The following is a 25,875-nucleotide window of genomic DNA, read 5'->3' on the forward strand; positions in this document are numbered from 1 at the left end:
GACATGTTCGAGCAAATTCGGTCTTTCTTTGAGAACCTAAATCTTAACGCCGTCATGGGCCCAGAGATGGAAGTGGCCGGGTTTGACGTTCGATTTGTTCTGGCTTTGGCGATCTTTATCGGCGCCCTGATTGCCTTTGAAGGAATTCGACAATTCCTCAGGCGCGGTGAGAACCGGGATGAGGCAATCAACCGCCGAATTCAGATGCTGCAGGAAGGCAAAACGGGCGAAGATGTCCTGAGCCTTCTCAAGCCTCAAGAAGCCAGGCCGTTTCTGCGAAAGTTCCCTTTCGTGGGCGACTTGCCTGCCGCGCTGAAGGCTTCGGGTCTGAATATGGTTCCCGAGATGTTCTTGATTGGTTGCGGTACGGCATTCCTGATCTGTGCGATTGGCGGGTCCATGGTTGCCAATCCGCTTCATGTGATCCCGATTTCCGCATTTGTGTTTCTGATTGGGCCTTTGATGGCCTTGGGGGCCACGCTTCAACAGCGCAAGGCAGCCTTGATCAAGCAACTTCCCGATGCTCTGGATCTCATGTCGCGCGGGCTCAAGGTGGGACATCCTCTCAATGCGACTCTGCAAAGCGTCGCAGAGGAGATGCCGGATCCGATTGGAACTGAATTTGGATTGGTTGTTGACCAGGTCGCTTTTGGTGAAGAGCTTACGACGGCCATGAAAAGCATGGCCGACCGTATCGACGAAGAAGATGTTCGGTATTTGGCCGTCGCATTGATGATGCAGCACGGTTCAGGTGGTGATCTTGCGGGTATTCTTAGAACTCTCGCGCGGGTGATCCGAGCGCGCATGTCCTTGCGGCGCAAAATCAAGGCGATCTCAGCCGAAGGCCGTATGACCGCCTATATTCTGTCGGCCATTCCTGTCGCAATCGCCGTTTTCATGACAATCCTTACGCCGTCTTACTACGGCGATGTCATGGATGCTCCGGCGTTTTGGCCGGTTATGAGCGTCATTGCGGTTGCGGTCGTCCTGAACGCTATCGTGATGTTTAAGCTCGTGAATTTCCGGATATAAGGGGTATTTGCGATGGAGTATTTCAATTCACTTCTCGACGGCGGATGGGTAACTCAAGCTCTGATCCTCGCCTTGGTTCTAGTTGGTGCAATTATTGCCTTTCTGGGGATTTCGTCATCGCTGAGCGAGCGGTCTACGGCCGCCGAACGCATGATGCCGACACGACAGCGTCAGAATCTTTCAAGGGCCGTCCCGGACAAGGTCGAAGGAGATGAGCCCACCGGACTGAGCGCTGCCCTTATTCCAAGTGACGCCAGCGTGCGTTTTGAAGTTGGCCAGGTCTTGGCGAAATCGGGCTTTCGCGGAAAAAACGCGATCGCCGGATACTATATGCTTCGTCTATTGCTGGCGACATCTTTGCCGCTGTTGTTCATTCTTCTGCTGAACTGGCAGCCTGCGAACAGCATTGGCTTCTCCGTCGGCGAATACATGTCCAGCCTGAACATGTTGGAAATCATGCGGAATGTGGCCATCCTATGTGGGATCGGCTTCTTTGCCCCGCATTATTGGATGGAAGCGCGCATCAAAGAGCGCAAACGCCTTATGGAAAATGCGTTCCCCAATATGCTGGACCTTCTTCAAATCGGCGTTGAAGCAGGAATGGGCTTTGATCAGGCATTGCTGAAAGTCGCTGTAGAAATGCAGCTGGTTTCCCCGGAAATGTCCGAGGAAATCCTGATTGCCTTGAGCGAGATCCAAGCTGGACGAGATCGGGACACCGCCTTGATGCGCATGGCCCGTCGTACAGGCATCGAGGAGATGAGTTCATTCGTCAGCGTCGTGCTGCAGTCGACCCGGTTCGGGGTGCCTCTTGCCTCTGCTCTCAACACTTATGCAGAAGAGATGCGCGAGCTTCGTGAACTGCGTGCGCAGGAGATGGCGAACAAGCTGCCGGTTAAAATGTCTGCGGTAATGGCCTTCCTGATGCTGCCCGCCATCGCCGGCCTCATCCTGGCGCCCGTCTTCATTCGCTATGCAGAAGCATTTGGTGGCTGATCGTCAGCGTGTCATCTGCAGTATAGACAGCGCGACCAGAACCAAACCCGAAGATCCGATTGCGATGCCCATTGGAAACTCGCGTGACTGGGCGGTGGACTTGAAGCGCGGCGAAGCGCTGCTGGCAAAACGCCTAAACAGAGACATCGCAACCAGCCCAACGGCCATCGCAGCCGCAAACAGCAAAAGGTAATAAGACACGACGCTTGGCGGGATGGTCAGGTATACAACGGGCAGCATTTTGGCGTCGCCGCCACCCAGCCAATTGATGGCGAAAAGGGTTAGGCAAATAACAAAGCATGCCCCACCGATCAAAAGGCGAATAAGCAGATCATTCCATTCCAGAAATGGTGCTGCTGCAACAAATACGACAATGCCGGCGATACAGTACGAGTTCGGAATCCGGAGTTGGGTAAAGTCCGTCCACGCCATAGCTACGAAAAGTGGCGCAAACAACCAAAGAGCAAGCCAATTCTGCCAGTCGTGTTCAGGCATCAAGCCCTTGCCTGATGCTGCTTTCCGTGCAGTGCTTCGCGTTCCTCAACCGATACCAAGCGGCGTGCCAGCATGTGAAAATTATCCAAACCAGTTTTCGAGTAGATATGCTTCAAATGCGTTCTAACGGTTGCCGGGCCAATTCCAAGCTCTTCGCCGATCCCCTGAGGAGAAATGCCGCGAGAGACCAGCGTGCAAACACGCCATTCCGCGCGCGTCAATCCAGCCGGGTTTCCGGTGCTGAGGATCGGAGTGTCCGTAGCGCTTTTCCGGATTGTGGACACCGTTTGACGAGACAATGCTTCGGTGACCAAACCCGGTCGACGGCTTTGGTACGTTTCCGATAGCTGCGGAGCGATTTGTTCAATAGCTTCCTTGAACCCAGGTTCCGGGTTTTGCGCGAAATGCAGCTCAAGGAAGTCGATTTCACCGCCTTGATGGTCCAGGCAGACAAACAGGATGTCTCTTACCTTTCGGTGAGATACCCAGTCGACCAGGACGGCTGACAAGTTGCTGGGGTCTTCTCCGTCATCTTGCAGGCTGAAAACAGAAGCGCGCTTGGGCATATTGCGGAAAGAACCCAGCGCATCATTCGCAAAAGACAGGAACAGCGGACGGCTGACCGTGGGGTCGTGCGTATCTGCCCTGGCGGCCACACGATGTGCGCCTTTGTTAAGCCACAGCCGACTGATTACGCCACATTCAGCGCCGAAGGCTTCAACAATACCTTTCAGCGCGGCGTCCAATACCAGACCGCCCTGGCTCCAGTGAATGAAATTGATGATGGCTCTTGCGTGAAGTGCGTTTGGCAGCCACACCCCGCTATGAGCTTTCCCCCCATCCATGTCACACCGTTCCGTTACTTGTTACAAAAAAAACTACAGGCTTATGAATTATAATGTCTTTTCACTTCTACCGATTCTACTCGGCCTTCTAGAATTATCATCAAAAAATTAACCCAAAATTAATTTCCACTAAATTCGAGGGCATCTGATGGAAGCTGTGACTAATTAGTCGCCTTGGCGGTGACAATGCCCCCGTGGGCGCGGCACTGTATCCTAATCGGGGTCTGCGGATGCGCCTGGAAAATACCTTTTCCGTCACTGTCTGCTGCGATTTTTCGGTTTTCAGGTCCGGCTTGACCCTCAGATTTGAGCGTGGGGCTTGCATGAAAACAAGCGGCGGGCTTGGTCTGGAAATTCCAATTTTGCACTACGCTCTGGTTCCTTTGGGCCAAATTGGTTGAAGGCTTGTGGGAAAATATTTGTTCTGCTCGGTGCAGCGACCCATGGAATTTACTAATTATCACAACAAAAATAACGGCTAACCGGTATCTGATGAGTAGATGATTACAGATTTTTCAGCGCTCTGTGGATTTGTTTACACAAGATTCCTGCAAAATTAATGGGTTGTTGTGAATTTTTCAGAAGCGCCTCCATACTTGCCTTACGCAGAAATGCGATTTCGTCCGATGGAAGAGGAGCCAGAGGGCGGAAAACGGGAAATGGGAGGAATTAATGACTAATAAATCTGTCACACGCCGCGGCGTGCTGAAGTCCGGTGCCGTCGCGGGAACCGGTCTGGCCCTGCCAACGATCTTTACGGCTTCGTCGGCTGCTGCCTACACCAACGAACCGACAGGGTCCTCTGTCACTTTGGGGTTCAACGTCCCTCAGACGGGTCCTTACGCTGAAGAAGGCAATGACGAACTGCTGGCGCAACAGCTGGCGGTCGAGCATCTGAATGGCGAAGGCGACGGAGGCTGCCTGAACACGTTCTCGTCCAAGGCTCTGCAGGGGAACGGCATCCTTGGTAAGAAGGTCGAGTTCGTCACGGGCGACACCCAGACCAAATCTGATGCCGCACGCGCATCGGCCAAGTCGATGATCGAAAAAGACGGCGCGATCATGATCAATGGCGGCTCGTCCTCGGGCGTGGCTGTTGCGGTTCAGGGTCTCTGCCAAGAAGCAGGCGTGATCTTCATGGCTGGCCTGACCCATGCCAATGACACCACCGGCAAGGACAAGAAGGCCAACGGCTTCCGCCACTTCTTCAACGCCTATATGTCGGGTGCAGCCCTTGCACCGGTGCTGGCGGCCGAGATGGGCAACGAACGCCGCGCCTATCACCTGACGGCAGACTATAACTGGGGCTGGACCCAGGAAGAGTCGATCGTCGCCTCGACCGAAGCCTTGGGATGGGAAACGGTCAACACGGTCAAAACACCACTCGCGTCGACAGACTTCTCGTCTTACATCGCTCCGGTTCTGAACTCGGGCGCGGACGTGCTGGTTCTGAACCACTATGGCGGCAACATGGTGAACTCGCTGACCAACGCGATTCAGTTCGGCCTTCTTGACAAGGTGGCCAACGGCAAGGACTTCAAGATCGTCGTGCCGCTCTATTCCGAGCTGATGGCCGCTGGTGCGGGCGAGAACATTAAAGGCGTGCTGGGGTCGATGAACTGGAACTGGCAGCTACAGGATGAAGGCACCAAAGCCTTTGTGAAGTCCTTTGGCGAGAAGTATGGCAAACCGCCGTCCAACTCGGCCCAGACCTGTTATGCGCAGACACTGCTTTATGCGGATGCCTGTGAGCGTGCGGGAACTTTCAACCCCTGTGGTGTTGTCGAAGCTCTGGAAGATTTCGAGTTCGACGGATTGGGGAACGGTCCGACCTGGTATCGCGGTGCTGACCACCAGTGCTTCAAGGATGTTCTGGTTGTGCGGGGCAACGAGAACCCGACCAACGAGTATGACACGCTGGAAATCGTTGAGATCACGCCACGTGCGCAGGTTGAATACGATCCCGAGCACCCAATGTTCGCTGGTGGCGAGCTGGGTCAGTGCAACCCGGGCGCATAAACCTGAGGTAAAGGTCTGGCTGCCTGACGGCGGCCAGACGCTTTTGGCAGGCTCGACGGCCTGCTGAATCACTCAATCCAAGCTGACCAATCTCGAGGTGGGGCCAATGGACGCCATCCTATTGCAAATTCTGAACGGTCTGGACAAAGGGTCGGCCTATGCGCTTATCGCGTTGGGGCTGACGCTGATTTTCGGAACGCTGGGGGTTGTGAACTTTGCGCACGGGGCGCTGTTCATGATCGGCGCGTTCTGCGCCGTGACCTTGCAAAAGCTCATGAATCTGAGCTTTGAAACCGTTGACGAAACCCAGACGGACTTTCTGGGCAACCCGCTGAAAGTTGAAACGCCCTATGTCGAGGCTTGGTTCGGACCCGAGGTCGGAGCGAGCATCATCGATTGGTCTGTTCCTCTGGCGATCCTGTTTGCCATTCCGATCATGCTGTTTGTCGGATACGTGATGGAACGCGGCTTGATCAAACATTTCTACAAGCGCCCGCACGCGGATCAGATCCTGGTGACCTTTGGTCTCGCCATCGTTCTGCAAGAGATCGTCAAGTATTTCTTCGGTGCAAACCCGATCCAGACCCCGCCGCCTGACGCGCTGAGCGGTTCGGTCGATCTGGGGACCATGATCGGCTTTGACCCGAACGCGATCATCTATCCGATCTGGCGACTGGTGTATTTCGGTTTTGCCGTTGCCATCATCGGCGCCGTGTTCTCGTTCTTGCAGTTCACCACCTTTGGTATGGTCGTGCGGGCAGGAATGGCGGACCGCGAAACCGTGGGTCTGCTGGGTATCAATATCGACCGGCGCTTTACCATCATGTTCGGTATCGCCGCAGCGGTCGCTGGGCTGGCCGGGGTGATGTACGGGCCGCTCAATCCGCCGAATTACCACATGGGTATGGATTTTCTGGTCCTGAGCTTTGTTGTGGTTGTTGTGGGCGGCATGGGATCGCTGCCTGGTGCGGTGCTTGCCGGGTTCCTGCTGGGTATCCTTGAAAGCTTTGCTTCGACCACCTGGGCCACGACCACGATACCGGGCATCAACCAGATCATCATCTACCTTGTCGCCATCATCGTGCTGCTGACGCGGCCGCGCGGTCTGATGGGGCGCAAAGGCGTGATGGAGGAATAATCAATGTTGGGACTGAACAAAAAAGACACCAGCCTGCTGATCATCGTTGCGATCCTGACCTTGCTGGCCCCCTTCATCCTGAACCCGTTCCCCGAGGGCAGCGCCATGGCGCAGTTCAACGCGGGCTACCCGGACTTGATGCAGCGCTTTGTGATCTTCGGCATCTTTGCCATTGGGTTCAACATCCTGTTCGGCCTGACCGGATACCTGTCCTTTGGCCACGCGGCCTTTCTGGGCGTGGGATCGTATTCGGCCGTGTGGATGTTCAAACTGCTCAGCTATAACGTCATCCCCGCCATCGCGCTGAGCGTTGTCGTCGCCGCGCTGTTCTCGCTGCTGATCGGCTTTGTCAGTCTGCGGCGGTCTGGCATCTACTTCTCGATCCTGACGCTGGCCTTTGCACAGATGAGCTTTGCGCTGGCCTATTCGGTGCTGTCGAACCCCAAGTTTAACCTGACCAACGGGGAAACGGGTCTGCAGGTCTATGCGGATGATCCGCAAATCCTTCAGGGGGCCAATGCGCCCGACCTTCCACACCTGTTCGGGTTGCCGATGCGTGCGACCTACACGATGGACGTGGGCGCGTGGAGCTTCGATTTCAACGCGGGTTACTATCTGTGCGCTGTGATCATGATGGTCGTGTTCTATCTGGCCATCCGCATCTTCCGTTCGCCCTTTGGCATGATGCTGCGGGCGGTGAAATCGAACCAGCAGCGGATGAACTATACCGGTCTGAACTCCAAGCCATACACGCTGGCGGCCTTTGTGATCTCGGGTATGTATGCGGGACTGGCCGGTGGCCTGATGGCCGCGATGGACCCGTTGGCCGGGGCTGAACGGATGCAGTGGACCGCCTCGGGCGAGGTGGTGCTGATGACCATTCTCGGCGGCACTGGTACATTGATCGGTCCGGTTCTGGGCGCGGGCTTCATCAAGTATTTCGAGAACATCTTCTCGAAGATCAACGACAATGTCCTGCATAGCTGGTTCGCCTTTTTGCCCGACGGCCTGGAAGACGCCGTTGTGTTCCTGATCCACCCGTTCATCGGCAAAGGCTGGCATCTGACGCTGGGTATCCTGTTCATGCTTGTCGTCATCTATCTGCCGGGTGGCCTTGTTGAAGGTGGGCAGCGCTTGCTGAATTGGTTCAAGCGCAAGAAATCAGGCACCGACGACGCGCCGTCGGGCAAAACCGAACCAGCGGAATAAAGGAGGGCGATCATGGCAATTCTGCGAGTCAAAGACGTCAGTAAACGCTTTGGTGGCCTCAAGGCGCTGACGGATGTGAACCTGAGCGTCGAGGAAAACTCGGTGCACGCGATCATCGGGCCGAACGGTGCGGGTAAATCGACGCTGCTGAACTGTCTGGTGGGCAAACTGATGCCGGATACCGGATCGGTTCTGTTCGACAACAACTCGGTCCTGGGGCTTGAGCCGTACCAGATCAACCAGATGGGCATCAGCCGCGTGTTCCAGACGCCCGAGATTTTCGGCGAACTGACGGTGATGGAAAACATGCTGATCCCGATCTTCGCCATGCGGGATGGTGCGTTTCGGATGCACGCTTACGAGACGATTGCCAATGAAAAAGAGGTCGTCGAACAGGCTGAGGCGATGCTGGTCGAGATGAACATGGCCGACAAGCGCGAGATGCACGCTGCATCCTTGTCGCGCGGGGATAAACGACGGCTTGAGATCGGTATGTGCCTCAGCCAGAACCCGCGCCTGTTGCTGCTGGATGAACCCACGGCGGGTATGGCGCGGGCCGATACCAACAACACGATCGACCTGCTGAAACAGATCAAGGATGAGCGCGACATCACCATCGCCATCATCGAACACGACATGCATGTGGTGTTCAGTCTGGCCGAACGGATCACCGTTCTGGCGCAGGGCACACCTCTGGTCGAGGACACTCCGGAAAACATCCGCGGCAACCCGAAGGTCCGCGAAGCCTATCTGGGCGAGGCAGCGTAAGGAAAAGCTATGAACGAGAAACCTGACTTTTCAAAAAACGCGAATATGGCCAGCACCGCGCCTGCCTTTCTGTCGGTGTGGGACATGCATTCCTACTATGGCGAAAGCTATATCGTGCAGGGCGTCAGCTTTAACGTGCATGAGGGCGAGATTCTGGCGCTGCTCGGCCGGAACGGAGCGGGCAAGACCTCGACCCTGCGCTCGATCGCGCGGGTGGGTGAGCCCGAGGTGCGCCATGGCGAAATCTGGCTCGATCATCAACCACTGCACAACATGACCAGTTATGAGGCCGCGGCTGCGGGCTTGGGTCTGGTGCCCGAGGACCGCCGGATCATTCCCGGCCTGACGGTCGAGGAAAATCTGCAACTGGCCCAGATCGCGCCCCCAGTCGGGTGGTCACTAGAGCGGCTTTACGAACTGTTTCCCCGTCTCGGCGAACGCCGCAAGCAAGAGGGCGTGACCCTGTCGGGCGGTGAACAGCAGATGTTGTCAATTGCCCGCGCGCTGGCCCGTGACATCAAGGTGCTGTTGCTGGATGAGCCTTACGAAGGGTTGGCCCCGGTGATTGTGGATGAGATCGAAAAGACGCTGGTCCATGTCAAACAGCAGGGGATGACAACGATCATCGTCGAACAGAACGCTGTGCGTGCGCTGGAACTGGCGGACCGGGCGATCATTCTGGATACGGGCAGCATCGTTTTCGACGGCACAGCCAGCGAAGTGCTCGACAATTCCCAGTTGCGCGAAGAGTACCTGGCTATCTGACACGCGCAGAACGGCAAGATGTTTCAATTCTATTGTGGCGGGATGGGTTTTCATTCCGCCATTTTCATTTGGTGAAACGGCTGCTTTCGTACTTCTTCGGTCAAAATAACACGAACTATCAGGTGACTACGTTGGACTACGGGAAACCCCCAATATCTTGCCCCGGCGTAAGTGGTTAACACGGGCTTATCCAAGGAATGACCACGGACAATACCACTTTCCCCTGAGGGGCTGGCGACTTACCCCCTAAGCTGGCCCCTCGCTATCACGAGGTCAGTTGGTCCATCTCATTCAGCACTTCATCCACGAGCGCAGTCAATTTGCTGGCGTGGTCATACGTGCGCGAATGTGGAATTTCCGAAACAGGTGTTTTTCGATACCCTTCCGTAAATAGCAGGAACGGAACCTTCGCCCGCTGTGCTGTTTCCGCGTCAACTTCACTGTCCCCGACATAAAGGCGCGGGCCAGCGGGTGTCACCGCGTCAAAGCTTGCGTTCAAATGGGCAGGGTCCGGTTTGCGAACCTGTAACGTATCTCCTCCGAACACGGTGTCAAAATGATGGTCCAGCTTAAGGGCGCTTAGAATGTGTCGGGCAGGGGTCTCGGGTTTGTTGGTGCATACGCCAAGGACACACCCCATCTCTTGCAACTGTGCCAAGGCGTCAGCAACGCCGGGATAGGGAACCGTTCGGTCGCATGGCGCTGCGTCGTAATATGCCAGCGTTTTTTGCGTCAGTTCTGCGTGTCGCTCGATTGGCAGCCCGCAGTGAAGGATCACACGCTCGACCAGTTTTGGCAGGCCGTTGCCGACGAACTGTTGGATTGTGTCCTGCGGCAGAGGTGCCGTGTCCACGTCCAGCAGCATCCTGTTCGCTGCGGCAGCTATGTCGGGGATGCTGTCGACAAGCGTGCCGTCCAGATCGAACATGATTGTAGCGCTCATTACTGTCTCCGCCTGTATTCGCCTAGCGTAAGACCTAGCTTGGGCAACGCCTGTGTGCAATTCCGCAAGGCCGTGCGATCGTAATCTATTGTTGCTTGACATACCTGACTAAAATAATCAGATTAACTTTGGAGAGAGTCAGCCAGCCCGGAATCGGGTCAGCCAGATAATTGAAATGAAAACAGAACGGCTTGTCGCCTGAGAACCTCTGGAGTTGACCTGATGAATATGCAGAACCCGAATCCCAGCGAGTCTTTTGCTGTGTCCATGCTTCCGGCGCATAAGGCCGAAGACCTCACAAAAGGCGGTAATCTTGCTCATATTGAACTGGGCGATCAGCTTTACACGCTGCGCATCACCCGCGCCGGTAAATTGATCCTGACGAAATGAGCGGTTCATCTACGCGCGGCGGAGCACCGGTCGGCCATTTGGCTGACTTGAGTCCGGTCGAGGCCGGTGCCGTGATGTACTTGCGTTTATGGAGCGATGGCGGCCAGTCCCGCGTCGATGCGGCCAGCGATTTTGAGATCGCGCTGGGTGCGGACGTCGGTCGCGCCGCCATGATGACATTGGATCGGCTGTGTTCTCTGTGCGCCCATCATGGGCGTCGGCCCTTGATCCGGCATGGGTTGAATTGTTCCTGCCTGGGTGCGGATGAAAACTGTTTCGCCCAGATGATCGCTTCGGCATCTGAAGGAGCTCGCGAGGATGCCATGATGATGGCGTCGCTGATCGTGCGGGCGGATTTTGCCCCCGCATTGGCCTCGTTGTCCGAAGAATTGGGGTTGGCACTGCGTCGCATGACGTTCGAAGTTCCTGTGCCCACAACGGGGCATAAAATTCCTACAGCCGTGCTGCATTAACCAGCGGGCGAGAACCCTCGGCGCTCTCCTCGTGCCGAGGGTTTTCTTGTGTCAGCAGCAGCCGCATCCGGCATGGTGATGGTCATGATCGCAGGTCGGGGCAGGGGAATAGTCGCCCACCTCGGTCAGTACGTCACGCAAGGCCCACAGGATCATATCGACATCATCCGCCTCGATCGTCAGGGGTGGGCGGATTTTCAGGATGTTGTCCTTTGGCCCTTCGCTGCCGATCAGTATGCGGTGATCACGCATCCGGTTTTTAACGTATTTACAGATTTCAGTGCTTTCAGAGCCGTCGGAGTTGATCAACTCGACCCCCAGAAACAGGCCCATGCCCCGCACGTCGCCGACGCAGTCAAAATCAGCTTCGATCCCGCGCAGACCGTCCATTAACCGCGCGCCCATCACGCGGGCATTGTTCTGCTGACCCTCATCATCGACGATGTCCAGCACCTCTTTCCCGATCCGGCAAGACAAGGTCGATCCGCCAAAGGTCGAGAAGAACTCGATCCCGTTGTCAAAGCTTTGCGCGATTTCCTTGGTGGTGACCAGCACACCCAGAGGGTGCCCGTTGCCAATTGGTTTACCCATGACCACGATATCGGGCAGCGCGCCCTGATGTTCAAAGCCAAAGTAATACTCACCCAGACGCCCCAGTCCGGTCTGCACCTCGTCCGCGATACACACCCCTCCGGCGGCGCGGATTTTTTCATAGACCGCAGGCAGATACCCTTTGGGCGGGATGATCTGGCCGCCAACCGAGGGGAAGGTTTCGGCGATGAAACCGGCGATACCGTGGCCCTTGTCCTGCAAAGCGGCGATCGCAGGGTCCACAAAATCCGCGAATTTTGTGGCGCGTTCGGGATCGTCGCGTTTGAACGACCCGCGATAGTCGTCGGCCACCTCGACCAGTTCGACCCAATCCGCCTGACCCACCCCTCCGGGTTTGTTGAACTTGTAGGCCGAGATCGCAACCGCCGCGTTCGTATTCCCGTGATAGCCGTGATCGGGCGTCACGATCCCCTTGGCCCCCGTATGGGCGCGGGTCAGCCGCAGGGCCAGCTCGTTCGCTTCGGTGCCGGAGTTGACGAAGAAACAGACCTCAAGATGATCGGGCAGCTTCGACAGTACCTTGTCGGCAAACGCGGTCTGCGCAGGGTGCAGATAGCGCGTGTTCGAGTTCATTCGCCGAAGCTGATCCGCCGCCACTGCCTGTATGCGTGGATGGGCATGACCCACATGGGGGACGTTGTTATAGGCGTCCAGATAAGGGCGACCCCATTCGTCGAACAGGTGGTGTTTCCACCCCCGCACCAGCATGACAGGATCGTCATAGGTCAGGCTGAGATTACCGCCAAAATGATCATGCCGCCCTTGCAGGATCGCCCGTTTGTCGGTTGGCTGGTAGAACACCTTGTCGTCAGGCAGGTTCAGCAGAACCGCAGGGTTCGGGCAGACGGCTTGCCAAAGCTCAATCTCATCCGGATCACCGACGCCGGGCCAATTATTCTGCATACCGTCTGTGGTCATGGCCACCTGAAAGTGGACATGGGGCGCCCAGCCACCATTCTGTGAGACATCCCCAAGCCGCGCAAAGGCCGCGCCTTGTGCCACGGGGTCACCGGGTTTCAGACGGTCGCAGACCTCGGTGTCAAGGTGGCCATAAAGCGTATAGAACGGATCGCCCTCGGGTGTTTCGTGGTGCAATATCACGACGCCACCGTAGTCCAGATGCGCGTCGCGGTTCTCGACGGCTTCGACTCGTCCGCTCATCGGTGCGTGCAACACAGTTCCGGCAGGCGCAAACACATCTACAGCCAGATGAACTGTGCGCCGGTCCGACGCTTTCCACGGCCCCTTGCGGAATCCCGGTTCCGCATAGATCAGGCGCGGTTCGTTGTAATACCCCAGCCACGGACCCGGCCCATACTCCTCACCTACACGGGCTGCTTCGGCCAAAGGCATATGAAACGGGTTCTGCGGCCATGTACAGTTTTCAACTGAAAGCGAACCCATAGGGACGTCCTGCAGGCTCTGCCCGAGCAACTCGGCGAACTGACCGCGATGATCCGTCAGATAGGCTTGGATGCGCTCAGCCCCCTCAGTCACCGGCAATCCACAGGCCACACGCAGCCGTGCAGGCATCAACGCGCCATTAACGGCCGCGTTCTCTAGGAAACGCCACGCCGGCGCCTGGCTGATCGTTACGTACGGATCATCGGGGATTTCAGCGGCCATCAGGGTCGAGTTCACAACAGAAACCGCCAGCCGCATTCGCAGCAGAGGCCAGATCAGGTCCACCTCTTCCGCCCGCAGACGATTTGCTGCGTGGTATCCGCGCACCAAAGCCGCCAGCGCGCGTTCCGGTCTTGGGTGGTCCAGAACGACGTACGCGCCTGCAATCGCGAGATCGCAAATGCGTGGCGCAGCACACATGTCGCCCAGATCAATCAGGCCGGACACGGTCTGACGTTGCCCTAGTTCGCCCTCGACCAACACATTGTAATCGTTTGCATCATTGTGAATTGCCTGATTGGGCAGCTCCGCCAGCGTCGATGAGATCGCGTCGAACCCGTCGCAAATCTCTGTCAAAAGCGCCCGTCGCGAAGAGTCCGCGATCGCGTCCAGCTTTTCCGAGATCCAGCCCGCCTGCGTCAGATCCCACTTAAAGCCGGTGCGGTTCAAACCGCTATGCGAAAACCCTTCCAATGCGCGATCCGTTGCCCCCAATACGCGCCCCAATTTGAGTATCAGGTCTTCGGATTTGGGCGCAGCCTTGGCGTAACACTGCCCTGGAAGGCATTCCAACAGCCACGCTAGACGCGGCGCACCATCCTGATCGGCAATGTGTGGCAATACCACACCTTCAAGGTCTTGAAACACCTTCGGAAAGGGCAGCCCCGGCGCTGCACGCGCGATATGGTCCAAAGCCTCTACCTGAAGGTCCACGAACTCCTGCTCACATCCGGCCCGCATGACCTTGAGCACATAGTCCTGCCCGTTGGTGGCCTGCACCAGAAAGTTAAGATCGTATTCGCCATCCAAACGGATCAGCCGGGCATCCAGGCCCCAATGCTGACGCAATGCGCTCGTCCAGAAATCAATCAAGTCGCTCATTTGAATTCCCGTCCCGCGTTCAGCGGGATCCTTTTCATCTGGCCCAAAATATCCTCGGGGGTGAATTGGGCCGGCGGCCCAAGAGGGGGCAGACAGCCCCCTTGCTTCATCCCAACGCGCGCAATCGTTTGATCAAGGACGAGGTGTCCCAGCGCCCGCCGCCCAGTTTCTGTACATCCTTGTAGAACTGATCAACCAGGGCCGTCACAGGCAAGGACGCGCCGGTTTCATCTGCGGTGCTCAGGCAGATGCCCAAATCCTTGCGCATCCAGTCAACGGCGAAACCGTGATCGAAATGGTCGTCCAGCATGGTCTCGTACCTGTTCGCCATCTGCCAGCTTCCTGCCGCGCCCTGGCTGATCACCTCAACCACCGACCGACCGTCCAGCCCGGCTTGCTCTGCAAAATGCAGCGCTTCACTGAGACCCTGAACCAGACCGGCAATGGCGATCTGGTTGCACATCTTCGTCATCTGACCCGCGCCGCTGTCGCCGATCCGACGGCAGATTTTCGAGTATACCTGCATGATCGGCTCTGCCGTGTCATAGGCCGATTGGTCCCCACCGCACATGATCGACAAGACGCCGTTCTCAGCCCCCGCCTGTCCGCCCGAGATCGGGGCGTCGACAAAAGCGATGCCGCGTGTCTTGCCTGCGTCGTAAAGTTCGCTGGTCACCTTGGCTGATACGGTCGTGTGATCAACAAAGATCGCGCCATCGGACATGCCGTGAAACGCGCCGAGTTCTCCGGTGCAGACCATGCGCAAGTCATCGTCGTTGCCGACACATGCCATGACAAATTCCGCGCCCTCTGCTGCGTCACGCGGGGTCGCTGCCATCGCGCCGCCGTGCTGGGCAACCCACGCTTCGGCTTTGGCTTTCGTCCGGTTGTAGACAGTGACGTCGTGGCCTGCCGCTTGCAGGTGACCGGCCATCGGGTAACCCATGACGCCCAAACCCAGAAACGCGATTTTTGCCATTTGGAGATCCTTTCTGATGCTCGCCCTGGATCTGTGTCACCAGGCTGGGATGTTTGCCAGAGACAAAGCAAAGCTGCGTCAAAAGAGCAACCCCGCGTCACGTTTTGCCGCCCAAATCCTGCAGGATTGGACAGTCGGGCCGATCATCTCCGGCGCAAGCGTCAATCAGGTGCCCCAGCGTGTCGCGCATGGCGTTCAGGTCTGCGATTTTCGCTTCGATCTGGGCCAAATGCGCCCGCGCGACTTTCTTTACGTCGGCACTTGCGCGGGTATCGTCCTCGTACAAGGCCATCAAGGTTCGGCAATCTTCGATGGTAAATCCCAAGGCACGGGCGCGTCCCAGGAAATTCAGCTTGTGCACATCCTGGCTGCGAAAGCGGCGGTATCCGTTGTCATCACGCAAGGGTTTGATAAGGCCGATATCTTCGTAATAACGGATCGTTTTTGCTGGCAGGCCAGTCTGGTTCGATACATCGCCGATATTCATGGTTGCACCGCCTGCGCAGTCTGGACGTGCGCGCTTTCCGGCAGGCTTGCACGAACGCGGCGCAAGCGCAGGGCGTTGGTCACGACAAACACGCTAGAGAGAGCCATCGCGCCTGCGGCAAGGGCAGGTGATAAAAGAGGGCCGCCAAATGGATAGAGCGCGCCCGCCGCGACCGGGATCAACAGCGTGTTGTACCCGAAGGCCCACATAAGGTTCTGCCGGATGTTCCGCATGGTTCTCTGGCTGATCTCAACCGCATTCGCGACACCGCGCAAATCACCGGACATCAGAACGACGTCGGCTGTTTCGATCGCTACATCCGTGCCTGTGCCGATCGCAACACCGATATCCGCAGCAGCCAGAGCGGGGGCGTCATTTATGCCGTCCCCGACAAAGGCAAGCGCGCCGAACTTGTCGCGCAGCCCATTGATCGCCTCTAGCTTGCCGTCTGGCAGAACCTCGGCCGTCACATGGTCAATGCCAAGCTTCCCGGCCAACGCCTGCGCGGTGGCAAGGTTGTCGCCCGTGACCATCGCCAGCGTCAGGCCCATTTCGTGCAACCTGTTCAATGCCTCGACCGTGCCGGGCTTGAGCGGGTCCGAAACTGCGATCACTGCCGCCGCCTGGCCGTCGATGGCAACGAATAAAGCGGTCGCGCCTTCGGACGCGCGCAGGTCGGCTTCGGGTTTCAAATCCGATATGTCTACTTGGTTCTGTGCCATCAACCTTGGCGACCCGATCAGGACGTCATGCCCTTCGACCGATGCCCGAACACCTAGCCCGGTCAACGATTGAAAGCTGGTAACCGGTGGCAGTTCTGCTGGTCCGGCGCGCATGATTGCCGTCGCAATCGGATGTTCGGACCGGGACTCGACGGCTGCTGCAAGGCGTAGGACGAAATTGCTGTCAAAGCCGTTCGCCGTCGAAACGCTCTCCAACTCTGGGCGACCTCGCGTCAGCGTGCCGGTCTTGTCCAGCGCCACGACCTTAGCTTGCTGAAGCTGCTGCAGCGCATCGCCTTTGCGAAACAGAACACCCAATTCGGCAGCACGACCGGTTCCCACCATGATCGAGGTTGGCGTTGCCAAACCCATGGCACAGGGGCACGCGATGATGAGTACGGAAACACCCGCGACCAGTGCCATTGGAAGGGCAGGCGCAGGACCAAAAAGCATCCATCCTCCGATCGCCAGCGCCGCGACTACGATTACTGCTGGCACGAACCATGACGTGATGCGGTCGACTAGTCCTTGAATCGGCAGCTTGGCGCCCTGAGCCTGCTCTACCATCCGAATGACTTGGGCAAGAACCGTATCGGCCCCGACGCGCGTCGCGCGCACGCGCAGTGCGCCGGTTCCATTGACGGTCCCCGCGACGACCTGATCTTTCGGGGATTTGCCAACCGGAACAGGCTCGCCCGTAATCATGCTTTCATCGACATAGGATGTGCCGTCCAGCACCTCGGCATCCACCGGCACGCGCTCACCCGGCCTGATTTGCAGGACATCGCCCACTACGATCTCTGTGATCGGGCGTTCGATGGTCGCGCCACCTTGTTCTATCCGAGCGGTTTTCGGTTGCAGCCCGATCAGCTTTCGGATCGCTGCGCCAGTTTGCCCCTTGGCGCGGGCTTCCATAACGCGGCCCAAAAGGATGAGGACCACGATTACCGACGCGGCTTCAAAATAAACATTTGCGCTGCCCTGAGGCAGGACGTCCGGCGCGAACGTTGCAACGACCGAGTATAGATACGCAGCACCGGTTCCGATGGCGACCAGCGCGTTCATATCAGGGGCACCGCGCAGTAGCGAGGGAACACCCTTTGCGTAAAAGACCCGCCCCAGACCGAACAGGAGAACCGAAGTTAGCACGAACTGAATCAGGTGGTTGGCCTGAGTGCCGATCACAGAGTGAACCCAATGGTGAAATGCGGGGACCATGTGCCCGCCCATTTCCAGGATGAAAACGGGCAATGCCAACGCAGCGGCAAACAATGTGGCGCGGGTCAGTGATTGCGTCTCTTGCGATTTGTTCCGGTCGCTTTGGGTTTGTTCCTCCGCCACCACCACATATGCGGGGTAACCTGCCTTGGTGCAGAGCTCTGCCAGCGCCCGAGGGGTTGTCGCCCCGTCCACATAGGTGATCACGGCGCGTTCGGTCGCGAGATTTACCTGCGCGTCGGTCACGGCAGGATCGCTTGTCAGCAGGCGTTCGATTTTTCTGACGCATGAGGCGCAGCTCATGCCTTCGATTCTGAGTATCGTATGCTCAAGCGCGGCCGGATAGCCCGCTTGGTCCAGCGCGTCTGTCAAAGCCTGCACTGGCCCGGCATAGGTGACACTTGCCGTTTCGGTCGCAAAATTCACCGAAGCCTCGGTAACGCCCGGAACGCTGGTCAGAGCGCCTTCAACGCGCCCCACGCATGAGGCGCACCCCATCCCGGTGATTTTCAACTGCAGTGTTTGCGGAACGCCCATTCGACTCGTCCTAGTATCTCTTGTGGCTCCTAAATGGGGGTTCCAGTCACGGGAAGGTCAAGGGGGTGCGAGTATTATTTACGGCTGTTGAAGGAAATCAGTAGGCGGCTTTGCGATCTAGCGACTTGCGAGATGTTCCAACAATAGTGAGTTGTACTGAGGCGGCGGGGAACTGCGCACAGCCTCGGGGGAAACAAAAAACCCCAGCATCAGAATTGCGGATGACAGGACGCAACCCGCAAGGCAAGCGAACGCGAGATTCAGTGTGTGACGCGGCATAACAATCTTCCTTGTTTCAAAGACATCGGGTCTATTCGGGAAATCGTTTTAGGTTAGACCTGCGAGCCGTTGTTTCAGATCCTCGTTCTCGGCCTGGAGTTGAGCCAGTTGTTGGCCCAAGTTATTGAGATGTGGCCGTAATTCGGCCTCGGTGAAGCGCGGCGTGATATGGCGTGGACAATTCCAGTCCAGCCCCTCGACATGAATCACGACGGCGCGTTCGGCCTCAGCCTCAGCGCCTTGGGGATAGAGGCTGGCCGCTGCCTCCTTGCCTTCGTTGAATTTGACCTGACCCAGAATCTTTAGGCGCCGTTGGTTGGCGTAATCCATCAGGATCATCGCGATGCGGTCGTTGCCGTCCAAATTCCCGCGAGAGATATACTGCTTGTTTCCAGAAAAGTCGGCGTATCCAATGGTTCGGGCGTCGAGGACCTTGAGAAAACCAACGGGACCGCCGCGGTATTGCACATAGGGCCATCCGGTTTCGGACACGGTGGATTGATAGAAACCGTCCCGGGCCTCTATGAATGCCTTTTCAGCCTCGCCGATTTCATGTCCTTGCAGCGGTCCGCCTTCGATGAATTTGGCATAAGATTTTGCGGATCCCATACGCTCTTGATGGGCGCGGACAGCTGGGGTGAAGGTTAGTTCCGAGAATGCGCGTGGCATTGTAGATCCTTTCTACAGATTCAATTCGGTCAATCCGGGGTGATCTTCTGGGCGCGGGCCTCGCGGCCATTTTCGGCCATGCGCTCTTTTTGCTGCGCTGTGTCCCAACTGTACGGCGGCAGGGGAGGGCGCGTCATGTCGCGATCCATCATGCAAGCGAGGCGGCAAGCAAGGCAACGGCCAGCAGAAAGGGAACGTATTGAGATGAGATTGGGCTGGCTCGGCGTCGCATTTGCGAACTCCTTGGTTTACTGATCGGTACATCTTGCGGCTAAATGTGTACAGATCGGTAAACTATTTCAAGGTTTGATTTGAGATTTATTGTCCAATTTGGATTTCATTGCGTGTATTTCCCTGCATTTTTCAACTTTTCTTGTTGGTGGTTGCAGTTTTCCGTCGGGAATAATATGTACAGATCGGTACATACAGGAGCAGTAGCATGCGCCCTAATAAACGAGACGAATTGGTCCGCAAGGCTTTGCAAGTTTTCTATCGTGACGGATTCCACGCCACCGGTATGGATAAGCTGGTTGCCGAGACTGGTGTGTCCAAAACCTCGATGTACAAACATTTTCGCACCAAAGAAGAACTGATCCTCGCCGCGCTGCGCCTGCGCGACGAGAACTTCCGAAATTGGTTTCTGCGTCGAATTGAAGACCTTGCGGATACGCCGGCCGACCGGTTGATCGCAAGTTTCGACGCTCTGGGAGAGTGGTTCGCAGAGGACGGTTTTCGGGGGTGCATGTTCATAAAGGCGGGCGCGGAGTTTCAGGATAAAGATCATCCGATTCACGTTCAGGCCGCTGAGCATAAACGCCTGCTGCTTGAGTATTTTACTGACTTGGCGCGCAAGGCCGGTGCGGAGGATCCGGCCGCCTTGGCATGTCAGATCCTGTTGTTGAAGGAGGGCGCTATCGTGACGGCTGTTCTTCTTAAAAGCTGCGATCCGGCCCGGGATGCCAAGGCAGCCGCGAAGGTGCTTTTGGATCGTGCTTTGGCTTGATGTCGCATCCCCGGAGGGTCGATTGCCCAAAAGACGTTGCGTAGCACGTCTCGGGACACATTGGATCGAATGAAAACCACGGCTACCTTGCCCCGAAAGTTGAATCGGGAGGACGCGCGATGTCGCTATTTACCACAACCGCTGGCTGGGTGACTGAAGAACACCATATGTTCGCTGAAATGGCGGATCGGTTCATGGATGATGAGCTGGTGCCAAATATCGAGCGCTGGAACGAAAATGGCGTGGTCGAGCGTGAGTTCTGGCGCAGGGCTGGCGACATGGGGCTGATGGCGGGTGCCATCTCGGAAGAACATGGCGGCGTTGGCGGCGGCATTGGATTTGACGCGGTCACAATGTACGCGCAGACGTCGCACGGAGATTCCGGCTGGGGTTATGCGATTCAGTCGATCGTGACTCATTACATCTCGGCCTATGGCAGCGAGGATCAAAAGCAGAAATGGCTGCCGAAACTGGCTTCGGGCGAGATGGTCGGCGCGTTGGCGATGACGGAACCTGGCACTGGATCGGATGTGCAGGCCGTGCGGACAACGGCAGAAAAAGATGGCAATTCCTATCGCCTGAACGGGTCCAAGATTTTCATTACGAACGGCCAAACCGCCGACCTGATCCTTGTTGCGGCGAAGACCGACAAGAGCCTCGGTGCCAAGGGAGTGTCACTGGTCGCCGTAGAGACTGGTGGGGCAGAAGGATTCCGAAAAGGGCGCAACCTCAAGAAGTTGGGTATGAAGTCCAACGATACGGCCGAGCTGTTCTTCGAGGATGTTAAAGTTCCGATGACGAACCTGCTTGGCCCGGAAGAGGGGCAGGGCTTTTATCAGATGATGAAGCAGTTGCCGTGGGAGCGTATGACCATTGCAATCGGCGCGCTGGGCGCGATCGATTTCGCCATTGCTGAAACGATAAAGTACACCCAAGAGCGCAAGGCCTTCGGGCAGCGCGTGATGGACTTTCAGAACACTCGCTTCAAGCTGGCAGAGTGCAAGACCAAGGCCGAACTGCTTCGTAGTTTTGTCAACGATTGCATCGCGCGGCTGGAGGCGGGTACGCTGGATGCGGCTACGGCTTCCATGGCCAAGTACTGGGGTTCGGAAGTGCAGAACGAAGTCATGCATGAATGCCTCCAGCTTTTTGGAGGCTATGGTTTCATGATGGAGTATCCTATTGCCCGCCTGTATGCCGATGCGCGAGTGCAAATGATCTATGGTGGGACAAACGAGATCATGAAGGAACTCATCGCCCGTTCTCTGGACAATTGATGACAGCCGGCGGTCTCCCGCCCGTCGTCAATGTTTCTTAGGAAACATCTCCTCCCGTTGGGCAGGGCAAGCGCGGACGCAGTCCGCGCTTGCCCTGCCCCCCCCGCCGTCCGCAGGACGCAAGGCCGAAGGCCGCGCAGTTTTGAGGGGCGGGACTTTATCCTTGGGGAATTGAAGCGGTTTGTTCCTGCAGCCAAAGGCGGAAGGATTTCAGCGGTTCGGATTCTGCCCGGGACTGCGGCCAGACAAGATAGAAATTGCCCAGGCTGAAACCTGGCCCGCGCCAAGCGAGAACAAGCCGCCCGGTTCTCAGGTCGTCTTCGACAAGGTAGCTGGGCAGCAGCGCGACCCCCAGCCCGTGGATGGTTGCCTGACCCATAGTCGCGAATTGGTCGAACAGCATCCCTTTGATGCCAGCGACGTCCCGTCCTTGCATGGCGAACCATTTTTCCCACGCATCCGGCCGTGTCTCCAACTGCAACAGGGGCGCGTCCAGCAGCCATTCGATGTTGTCGTTCTTTGCCGGCAGCAGGGACGGAGCGCAGACCGGCAGGACATCTTCTCGCATGATCGGCAGGTAGTTCACCCCGGTCCAGTCCTTGCGACCAAAATGAATTGCGGCGTCAAAGCGCTCTCGATCGAAATCAAAGGGGCGGAGCCTCGTGTTCAGGTTGACCGTGACCTCTGGGTGGCGCCGGGCAAAGTCCTGAAGGCGCGGAGCCAGCCAATGCATCCCGAAAGCAGGCAGGATTGAGAGGTTCAAGGACCCGCCCATCGGGTTGGCCTTGAGTTTCAGCGACGCCTGAGCCAACTGATGCAATGTCGTGCGGGCGACTTGTACATAGTCTTTCGCCGCGGGTGTGAGCTGCAATCGCATCTGAGAGCGCTGGATCAGTTTGACTCCCAGTTGCTCCTCCATCGCCTTGAGTTGGCGGCTGATCGCGCTTTGTGTCAGTGACAGTTCCTCGGCGGCGGCCGAAGCGCTGCCCAATCGGTCGACCGCCTCGAGCGCCAAAAGCGAGGGGATTGACGGCAAGAACCGGCGGGGCGCAATCATATGACAAATCCTCATACCTTTCGGATTCAATATCACTGGCGTTTGAAGTCTGCCAGCCCGATACAGGTGGGCAGATTCGGGCGGCCTGCCATCAGGCAAGACAATCCCGTACCGAGAAATCATGGTGCCTGCGGCTTTGTTTTGCCAATGCCGGGGGAAGTCTGCAAAAAAGGGTGGGGCGTGTTGCGGATGCTCCCGCCAAATTGAGAAATAAGAGGCCGCTGATGGATCGCGCTCAGATCGTTCACGACAATTTTCTGGCCCGGGTAGCGCAGAGGGATCTGCCAGAAGGCCCGTTGCCTTGTCCAGGACTAAGCAAGACGGACGCCGTTTCCCTGTTTCGATCACAGGTGCTTAGTCGGGCGTTGGACCGAACCAGCCGCGCGATGCAGAAGGCGGGGCAAGGGTTTTATACCATCGGGTCCTCGGGGCACGAAGGGATGGCTGCGGTGGCCCATGCGTTGCGTCCGACCGATATTGCGTTCCTGCATTACCGCGACGCGGCGTTTCAAATCGCGCGATCCGAGCAAGTGCCGGGTCAGCAGATAGCGTGGGATATGTTGCTGAGTTTTGCCTGCTCGAAAGAAGACCCGACATCCGGCGGGCGGCATAAGGTCTTGGGGTCCAAGGTGCTGATGATCCCGCCGCAGACATCCACGATTGCAAGCCACCTGCCCAAGGCGGTCGGGGCGGCCTATTCACTGGGCGCGGCACGGCGTCACGATCCCGAACACCGGGAACTGCCTGAAGATGGAATAGCGGTGTGTTCCTTTGGCGATGCGTCGGCCAACCACTCGACAGCTCAGGGCGCGATCAACACGGCGGGGTGGACCAGTGTTCAGTCAACGCCGTTGCCGCTGTTGTTTGTGTGTGAGGATAACGGGATCGGTATTTCGGTGAAGACGCCCACCGGTTGGATACAGGCATCCATGCAGCACCGGCCGGGGATAAAGTACTTCCAAGCCAACGGGCTGGACATCTTTGAGACTTTTGCCGTGGCTAAAGAAGCCGCCGACTACGTCCGCACCCGGCGCAAACCAGCCTTTCTGCACTTGCGCACCGTGCGGCTGTACGGTCATGCCGGGGCGGATGTGCCCACGACCTATATGTCAAAGTCCGAAGTTGAAGCGGATGAAGCGAAGGATCCCCTGCTGCATTCGGTGCGCCTGCTGGATCAGGCTGGCGCGCTGACGCCCGATCAAGCGCTGAAGATTTACAAGGATACCTGCGCGCGTACCGATCGCATCGCGGCCGAGGCCGCCACGCGCCCGCACTTGGCCAACGCGACCGAGGTCATGGCAAGCCTGATCCCTCCAACACGCGCCTGCAAACCAACCAATGGCCCGAGCGCCGAGGGGCGTGCGACCGCGTTCGGAAGCGATATGCGCGCGATGGACGATCCCCAGCCCATGGGCCGTCTGATCAACTGGGCGCTGACTGATTTGATGCTGGAGCATGGCGAAATCGTCTGCATGGGCGAGGATGTGGGCCGAAAGGGGGGCGTCTATGGCGTGACCCAAAAGCTGCAGCAAAGGTTCGGGCCGGATCGGGTGATTGATACGCTGCTGGATGAACAGTCAATTCTCGGGCTGGCGATCGGCATGGGGCACAACGGGTTCATCCCGATCCCCGAAATCCAGTTCCTTGCTTATTTGCACAATGCTGAAGATCAGATCAGGGGTGAGGCAGCGACCCTGCCGTTTTTCTCGAATGGTCAGTTCTCGAACCCGATGGTTCTGCGGATTGCGGGGCTGGGGTATCAGAAAGGGTTCGGAGGGCATTTCCACAACGACAACTCTCTGGCCGTTCTGCGCGATATTCCCGGGGTGATCATCGCTTGCCCGTCGAAAGGATCGGACGCTGCGCAGATGCTGCGCGAATGTGTGCGGCTGGCGCGGGAAGAACACCGCGTTGTGGTGTTTCTGGAACCCATCGCACTGTACCCCATGCGCGATCTGCACGAAGCTCAGGATGCCGGGTGGATGACGACTTATCCATCGCCGGATCAACGAATACCGCTGGGAGAGGTTGGGGTGCACGGTGACGGGACCGATCTGGCCATCGTTACCTATGGCAACGGGCACTACCTGTCGCAAAAGGCGTTGCCGGCTTTACAGGCGGCTGGGCTAAAGCCTCGTGTTATTGATATGCGATGGCTTGCACCCTTGCCGGCCGAAGCGCTGCGTGCGGCCACCAAAGGATGCAAGCATATCCTGATCGTGGATGAATGCCGCCGGACCGGAAGCCAGTCCGAGGGTTTGATGGCCTTTTTTACCGAAAACAGCGCCGATACCCCCATCGCACGGGTCGCGGCTGAGGACTGCTTTATCGCGACCGGCCCCGCCTATGCCGCACCGCTGCCATCCGAGGAAAGCATCGTCGAAGCCGCGCTCAAACTGACCGGAGGTCGCCCATGACCCGCACCGCCGTTGTCATCTGCCCCGGACGGGGCACCTATAACAAGCCCGAGTTGGGATACCTACATCGCCACCACGGTAATCGCATGGACATGTTCCGCCGGTTTGACGAACTTCGCACTGAGGCTGGGCAAGAGCCTGTAACCGATCTGGACGGTGCGGCGCGCTTTGCGGTCAGCAAATACTCGCGCGGGGATGTGGCGTCGCCGTTGATCTACGCGGCATCCTTGTCGGACGCGCTGGATTTGGCTGACGATATCGAGGTGGTCGCCGTCACCGGCAATTCGATGGGTTGGTACATTGCCCTGGCCGTGGGGGGCGCTTTGTCGCCAGAGAACGGGTTCAACGTCGTGAACACCATGGGGACGCTGATGCAGGATCACCTGATCGGCGGGCAGCTTGTCTATCCTTTCACAGATGAGACTTGGAAAGACGATCCGGTCCGCAAGGCGGACTTGCTGGCCGATGTCGCGCGCATCAATGCGATTGACGGTCACGATCTGGCATTGTCGATCGACTTGGGTGGCATGTTGGTATTGGCGGGCAATGAGGAAGGGCTGAAAGCCTTTGAAACCTCTCAGCCTGTTGTTCAGGACCGGTTCCCCATGCGGCTGGCGAACCACGCCGCATTCCACACGCATCTGCAAACGCCCGTCGCCGCCGAGGGGCGGTCGCGTCTGGGGGTTGAACTATTCGACCAACCAACCCGACCCCTGATCGACGGGCGCGGCAAGATTTGGTGGCCCGGAGCTACGGATATGCAGGAGCTTTGGGACTATACTCTGGGGCATCAGGTGACGGAGGCTTACGATTTTACCCGCTCTGTACAGACAGCGGCCCGCGAATTCGCACCTGACCTTTTCATTGTCACCGGCCCCGGCGCAACGCTGGGCGGTGCGGTTGCGCAGTCACTTGTTCAGGCAAACTGGCGTGGGTTGAAGGACAAGGCCGCGTTTCAGGAACAGCAGGACACGCAGCCCATCCTTCTTGCCATGGGGCGCGAGGATCAAAGGGCCCTTGCAACCGGCTGACGCAAGCCG

The 25,875-nt window shown here is 57.6% G+C and carries 22 protein-coding genes; 13 read left to right on the forward strand and 9 right to left on the reverse strand.

Annotated elements, in window-relative coordinates; all coding sequences use genetic code 11:
- Nucleotides 1–3 precede the first annotated feature (3 nt).
- On the forward strand, nt 4–1,032 hold the full coding sequence (locus ACR0KS_RS13265) for a type II secretion system F family protein (protein WP_170566335.1): 1,029 nt from the start codon (nt 4–6) through the stop codon (nt 1,030–1,032).
- A gap of 12 nt (nt 1,033–1,044) precedes the next feature.
- Nucleotides 1,045–2,028: a type II secretion system F family protein gene (locus ACR0KS_RS13270; RefSeq protein ID WP_170566338.1), complete on the forward strand. Its 984-nt coding sequence runs from the start codon at nt 1,045–1,047 to the stop codon at nt 2,026–2,028.
- A gap of 3 nt (nt 2,029–2,031) precedes the next feature.
- Here the strand turns inward: ACR0KS_RS13270 and ACR0KS_RS13275 are convergent, their stop codons facing one another.
- Together ACR0KS_RS13275 and ACR0KS_RS13280 are read right to left on the reverse strand one after the other, a co-directional pair.
- Nucleotides 2,032–2,523 (reverse strand): prepilin peptidase, encoded by a 492-nt coding sequence (locus ACR0KS_RS13275; RefSeq protein WP_170566341.1) that lies wholly within the window; start codon nt 2,521–2,523, stop codon nt 2,032–2,034.
- Nucleotides 2,523–3,368 (reverse strand): helix-turn-helix domain-containing protein, encoded by an 846-nt coding sequence (locus ACR0KS_RS13280; RefSeq protein ID WP_170566344.1) that lies wholly within the window; start codon nt 3,366–3,368, stop codon nt 2,523–2,525. Before ACR0KS_RS13280 ends, ACR0KS_RS13275 begins: the two co-directional genes overlap by 1 nt.
- Before the next feature lie 672 nt (nt 3,369–4,040).
- Between ACR0KS_RS13280 and ACR0KS_RS13285 the strand changes: the two genes are divergently transcribed.
- The 5 genes from ACR0KS_RS13285 (at nt 4,041) to ACR0KS_RS13305 (ending at nt 9,267) form a co-directional block, all read left to right on the forward strand.
- On the forward strand, nt 4,041–5,387 hold the full coding sequence (locus ACR0KS_RS13285; protein WP_170385256.1) for a substrate-binding protein: 1,347 nt from the start codon (nt 4,041–4,043) through the stop codon (nt 5,385–5,387).
- A 106-nt stretch (nt 5,388–5,493) separates the two neighbouring features.
- On the forward strand, nt 5,494–6,525 hold the full coding sequence (locus ACR0KS_RS13290) for a branched-chain amino acid ABC transporter permease (RefSeq protein WP_170385259.1): 1,032 nt from the start codon (nt 5,494–5,496) through the stop codon (nt 6,523–6,525).
- Nucleotides 6,526–6,528: 3 nt separating this feature from the next.
- Nucleotides 6,529–7,734 carry a branched-chain amino acid ABC transporter permease gene (locus ACR0KS_RS13295; protein ID WP_170385262.1) on the forward strand — a complete coding sequence of 402 codons (1,206 nt, stop codon included), beginning with the start codon at nt 6,529–6,531 and terminating at the stop codon, nt 7,732–7,734.
- Between the two features lie 12 nt (nt 7,735–7,746).
- Nucleotides 7,747–8,502 (forward strand): ABC transporter ATP-binding protein, encoded by a 756-nt coding sequence (locus ACR0KS_RS13300; protein WP_170485616.1) that lies wholly within the window; start codon nt 7,747–7,749, stop codon nt 8,500–8,502.
- 9 nt (nt 8,503–8,511) lie between these two features.
- The gene (locus ACR0KS_RS13305; RefSeq protein WP_170385268.1) at nt 8,512–9,267 is read left to right on the forward strand and encodes a branched-chain amino acid ABC transporter ATP-binding protein; all 756 of its coding nucleotides are present in this window, start codon (nt 8,512–8,514) and stop codon (nt 9,265–9,267) included.
- 265 nt (nt 9,268–9,532) lie between these two features.
- Here ACR0KS_RS13305 and gph read toward each other — a convergent pair whose 3' ends face one another.
- Nucleotides 9,533–10,210, reverse strand: a complete 678-nt coding sequence (gph, locus tag ACR0KS_RS13310) for a phosphoglycolate phosphatase (RefSeq protein WP_170566347.1) — start codon at nt 10,208–10,210, stop codon at nt 9,533–9,535.
- A gap of 222 nt (nt 10,211–10,432) precedes the next feature.
- On the opposite strand from gph, the gene hemP reads away from it, so the two are divergent.
- Both hemP and ACR0KS_RS13320 read left to right on the forward strand, forming a co-directional pair.
- Nucleotides 10,433–10,600: a hemin uptake protein HemP gene (gene hemP, locus ACR0KS_RS13315; protein ID WP_170385274.1), complete on the forward strand. Its 168-nt coding sequence runs from the start codon at nt 10,433–10,435 to the stop codon at nt 10,598–10,600.
- Complete coding sequence (locus ACR0KS_RS13320) at nt 10,597–11,073, forward strand: hypothetical protein (protein WP_170566349.1); 477 nt, start codon at nt 10,597–10,599, stop codon at nt 11,071–11,073. The genes hemP and ACR0KS_RS13320 overlap by 4 nt, the downstream gene beginning before the upstream one ends.
- A 51-nt stretch (nt 11,074–11,124) precedes the next feature.
- On the opposite strand, the gene ACR0KS_RS13325 is transcribed toward ACR0KS_RS13320, so the two are convergent.
- The 5 genes from ACR0KS_RS13325 to ACR0KS_RS13345 all read right to left on the reverse strand — a co-directional run bounded on the left by ACR0KS_RS13325 (nt 11,125) and on the right by ACR0KS_RS13345 (nt 19,081).
- Nucleotides 11,125–14,190, reverse strand: coding sequence for an aminotransferase class III-fold pyridoxal phosphate-dependent enzyme (locus tag ACR0KS_RS13325; RefSeq protein ID WP_170566352.1), 3,066 nt, complete (start codon nt 14,188–14,190; stop codon nt 11,125–11,127).
- Nucleotides 14,191–14,296: 106 nt separating this feature from the next.
- Nucleotides 14,297–15,187 carry an NAD(P)-dependent oxidoreductase gene (locus ACR0KS_RS13330; protein ID WP_480693243.1) on the reverse strand — a complete coding sequence of 297 codons (891 nt, stop codon included), beginning with the start codon at nt 15,185–15,187 and terminating at the stop codon, nt 14,297–14,299.
- A 79-nt stretch (nt 15,188–15,266) separates the two neighbouring features.
- Nucleotides 15,267–15,656: a Cu(I)-responsive transcriptional regulator gene (gene cueR / locus ACR0KS_RS13335; RefSeq protein ID WP_170416765.1), complete on the reverse strand. Its 390-nt coding sequence runs from the start codon at nt 15,654–15,656 to the stop codon at nt 15,267–15,269.
- Nucleotides 15,653–18,133 carry a heavy metal translocating P-type ATPase gene (locus tag ACR0KS_RS13340; protein ID WP_170566358.1) on the reverse strand — a complete coding sequence of 827 codons (2,481 nt, stop codon included), beginning with the start codon at nt 18,131–18,133 and terminating at the stop codon, nt 15,653–15,655. The genes cueR and ACR0KS_RS13340 overlap by 4 nt, the downstream gene beginning before the upstream one ends.
- Before the next feature lie 327 nt (nt 18,134–18,460).
- Nucleotides 18,461–19,081: a pyridoxamine 5'-phosphate oxidase family protein gene (locus ACR0KS_RS13345; RefSeq protein ID WP_170566361.1), complete on the reverse strand. Its 621-nt coding sequence runs from the start codon at nt 19,079–19,081 to the stop codon at nt 18,461–18,463.
- A gap of 439 nt (nt 19,082–19,520) precedes the next feature.
- Between ACR0KS_RS13345 and ACR0KS_RS13350 the strand changes: the two genes are divergently transcribed.
- Nucleotides 19,521–20,084, forward strand: coding sequence for a TetR family transcriptional regulator (locus ACR0KS_RS13350; protein ID WP_170566364.1), 564 nt, complete (start codon nt 19,521–19,523; stop codon nt 20,082–20,084).
- Nucleotides 20,085–20,203: 119 nt separating this feature from the next.
- On the forward strand, nt 20,204–21,361 hold the full coding sequence (locus ACR0KS_RS13355; protein WP_170566366.1) for an acyl-CoA dehydrogenase family protein: 1,158 nt from the start codon (nt 20,204–20,206) through the stop codon (nt 21,359–21,361).
- Nucleotides 21,362–21,518: 157 nt separating this feature from the next.
- On the opposite strand, the gene ACR0KS_RS13360 is transcribed toward ACR0KS_RS13355, so the two are convergent.
- Nucleotides 21,519–22,418: a LysR family transcriptional regulator gene (locus tag ACR0KS_RS13360; protein ID WP_170566369.1), complete on the reverse strand. Its 900-nt coding sequence runs from the start codon at nt 22,416–22,418 to the stop codon at nt 21,519–21,521.
- Nucleotides 22,419–22,642: 224 nt separating this feature from the next.
- On the opposite strand from ACR0KS_RS13360, the gene ACR0KS_RS13365 reads away from it, so the two are divergent.
- Entirely contained in the window at nt 22,643–24,835 is a 2,193-nt protein-coding gene (locus ACR0KS_RS13365) for an alpha-ketoacid dehydrogenase subunit alpha/beta (protein ID WP_170566372.1), read from the forward strand.
- Entirely contained in the window at nt 24,832–25,866 is a 1,035-nt protein-coding gene (locus tag ACR0KS_RS13370; protein ID WP_170566375.1) for an ACP S-malonyltransferase, read from the forward strand. The genes ACR0KS_RS13365 and ACR0KS_RS13370 overlap by 4 nt, the downstream gene beginning before the upstream one ends.
- The last annotated feature ends 9 nt before the right edge of the window (nt 25,867–25,875 follow it).

It is taken from the genome of Ruegeria sp. BC7, assembly GCF_056539165.1.

Excerpts from the sequence above, each read along its gene's own strand:
- ACR0KS_RS13265 (WP_170566335.1), top strand. The coding sequence starts at position 4 with ATGTTCGAGCAAATTCGGTCTTTCTTTGAGAACCTAAATCTTAACGCC.
- ACR0KS_RS13270 (WP_170566338.1), top strand. The coding sequence starts at position 1,045 with ATGGAGTATTTCAATTCACTTCTCGACGGCGGATGGGTAACTCAAGCT.
- ACR0KS_RS13275 (WP_170566341.1), bottom strand. The coding sequence starts at position 2,523 with ATGCCTGAACACGACTGGCAGAATTGGCTTGCTCTTTGGTTGTTTGCG.
- ACR0KS_RS13280 (WP_170566344.1), bottom strand. The coding sequence starts at position 3,368 with ATGGATGGGGGGAAAGCTCATAGCGGGGTGTGGCTGCCAAACGCACTT.
- ACR0KS_RS13285 (WP_170385256.1), top strand. The coding sequence starts at position 4,041 with ATGACTAATAAATCTGTCACACGCCGCGGCGTGCTGAAGTCCGGTGCC.
- ACR0KS_RS13290 (WP_170385259.1), top strand. The coding sequence starts at position 5,494 with ATGGACGCCATCCTATTGCAAATTCTGAACGGTCTGGACAAAGGGTCG.
- ACR0KS_RS13295 (WP_170385262.1), top strand. The coding sequence starts at position 6,529 with ATGTTGGGACTGAACAAAAAAGACACCAGCCTGCTGATCATCGTTGCG.
- ACR0KS_RS13300 (WP_170485616.1), top strand. The coding sequence starts at position 7,747 with ATGGCAATTCTGCGAGTCAAAGACGTCAGTAAACGCTTTGGTGGCCTC.
- ACR0KS_RS13305 (WP_170385268.1), top strand. The coding sequence starts at position 8,512 with ATGAACGAGAAACCTGACTTTTCAAAAAACGCGAATATGGCCAGCACC.
- gph (WP_170566347.1), bottom strand. The coding sequence starts at position 10,210 with ATGAGCGCTACAATCATGTTCGATCTGGACGGCACGCTTGTCGACAGC.
- hemP (WP_170385274.1), top strand. The coding sequence starts at position 10,433 with ATGAATATGCAGAACCCGAATCCCAGCGAGTCTTTTGCTGTGTCCATG.
- ACR0KS_RS13320 (WP_170566349.1), top strand. The coding sequence starts at position 10,597 with ATGAGCGGTTCATCTACGCGCGGCGGAGCACCGGTCGGCCATTTGGCT.
- ACR0KS_RS13325 (WP_170566352.1), bottom strand. The coding sequence starts at position 14,190 with ATGAGCGACTTGATTGATTTCTGGACGAGCGCATTGCGTCAGCATTGG.
- cueR (WP_170416765.1), bottom strand. The coding sequence starts at position 15,656 with ATGAATATCGGCGATGTATCGAACCAGACTGGCCTGCCAGCAAAAACG.
- ACR0KS_RS13340 (WP_170566358.1), bottom strand. The coding sequence starts at position 18,133 with ATGGGCGTTCCGCAAACACTGCAGTTGAAAATCACCGGGATGGGGTGC.
- ACR0KS_RS13345 (WP_170566361.1), bottom strand. The coding sequence starts at position 19,081 with ATGCCACGCGCATTCTCGGAACTAACCTTCACCCCAGCTGTCCGCGCC.
- ACR0KS_RS13350 (WP_170566364.1), top strand. The coding sequence starts at position 19,521 with ATGCGCCCTAATAAACGAGACGAATTGGTCCGCAAGGCTTTGCAAGTT.
- ACR0KS_RS13355 (WP_170566366.1), top strand. The coding sequence starts at position 20,204 with ATGTCGCTATTTACCACAACCGCTGGCTGGGTGACTGAAGAACACCAT.
- ACR0KS_RS13360 (WP_170566369.1), bottom strand. The coding sequence starts at position 22,418 with ATGATTGCGCCCCGCCGGTTCTTGCCGTCAATCCCCTCGCTTTTGGCG.
- ACR0KS_RS13365 (WP_170566372.1), top strand. The coding sequence starts at position 22,643 with ATGGATCGCGCTCAGATCGTTCACGACAATTTTCTGGCCCGGGTAGCG.
- ACR0KS_RS13370 (WP_170566375.1), top strand. The coding sequence starts at position 24,832 with ATGACCCGCACCGCCGTTGTCATCTGCCCCGGACGGGGCACCTATAAC.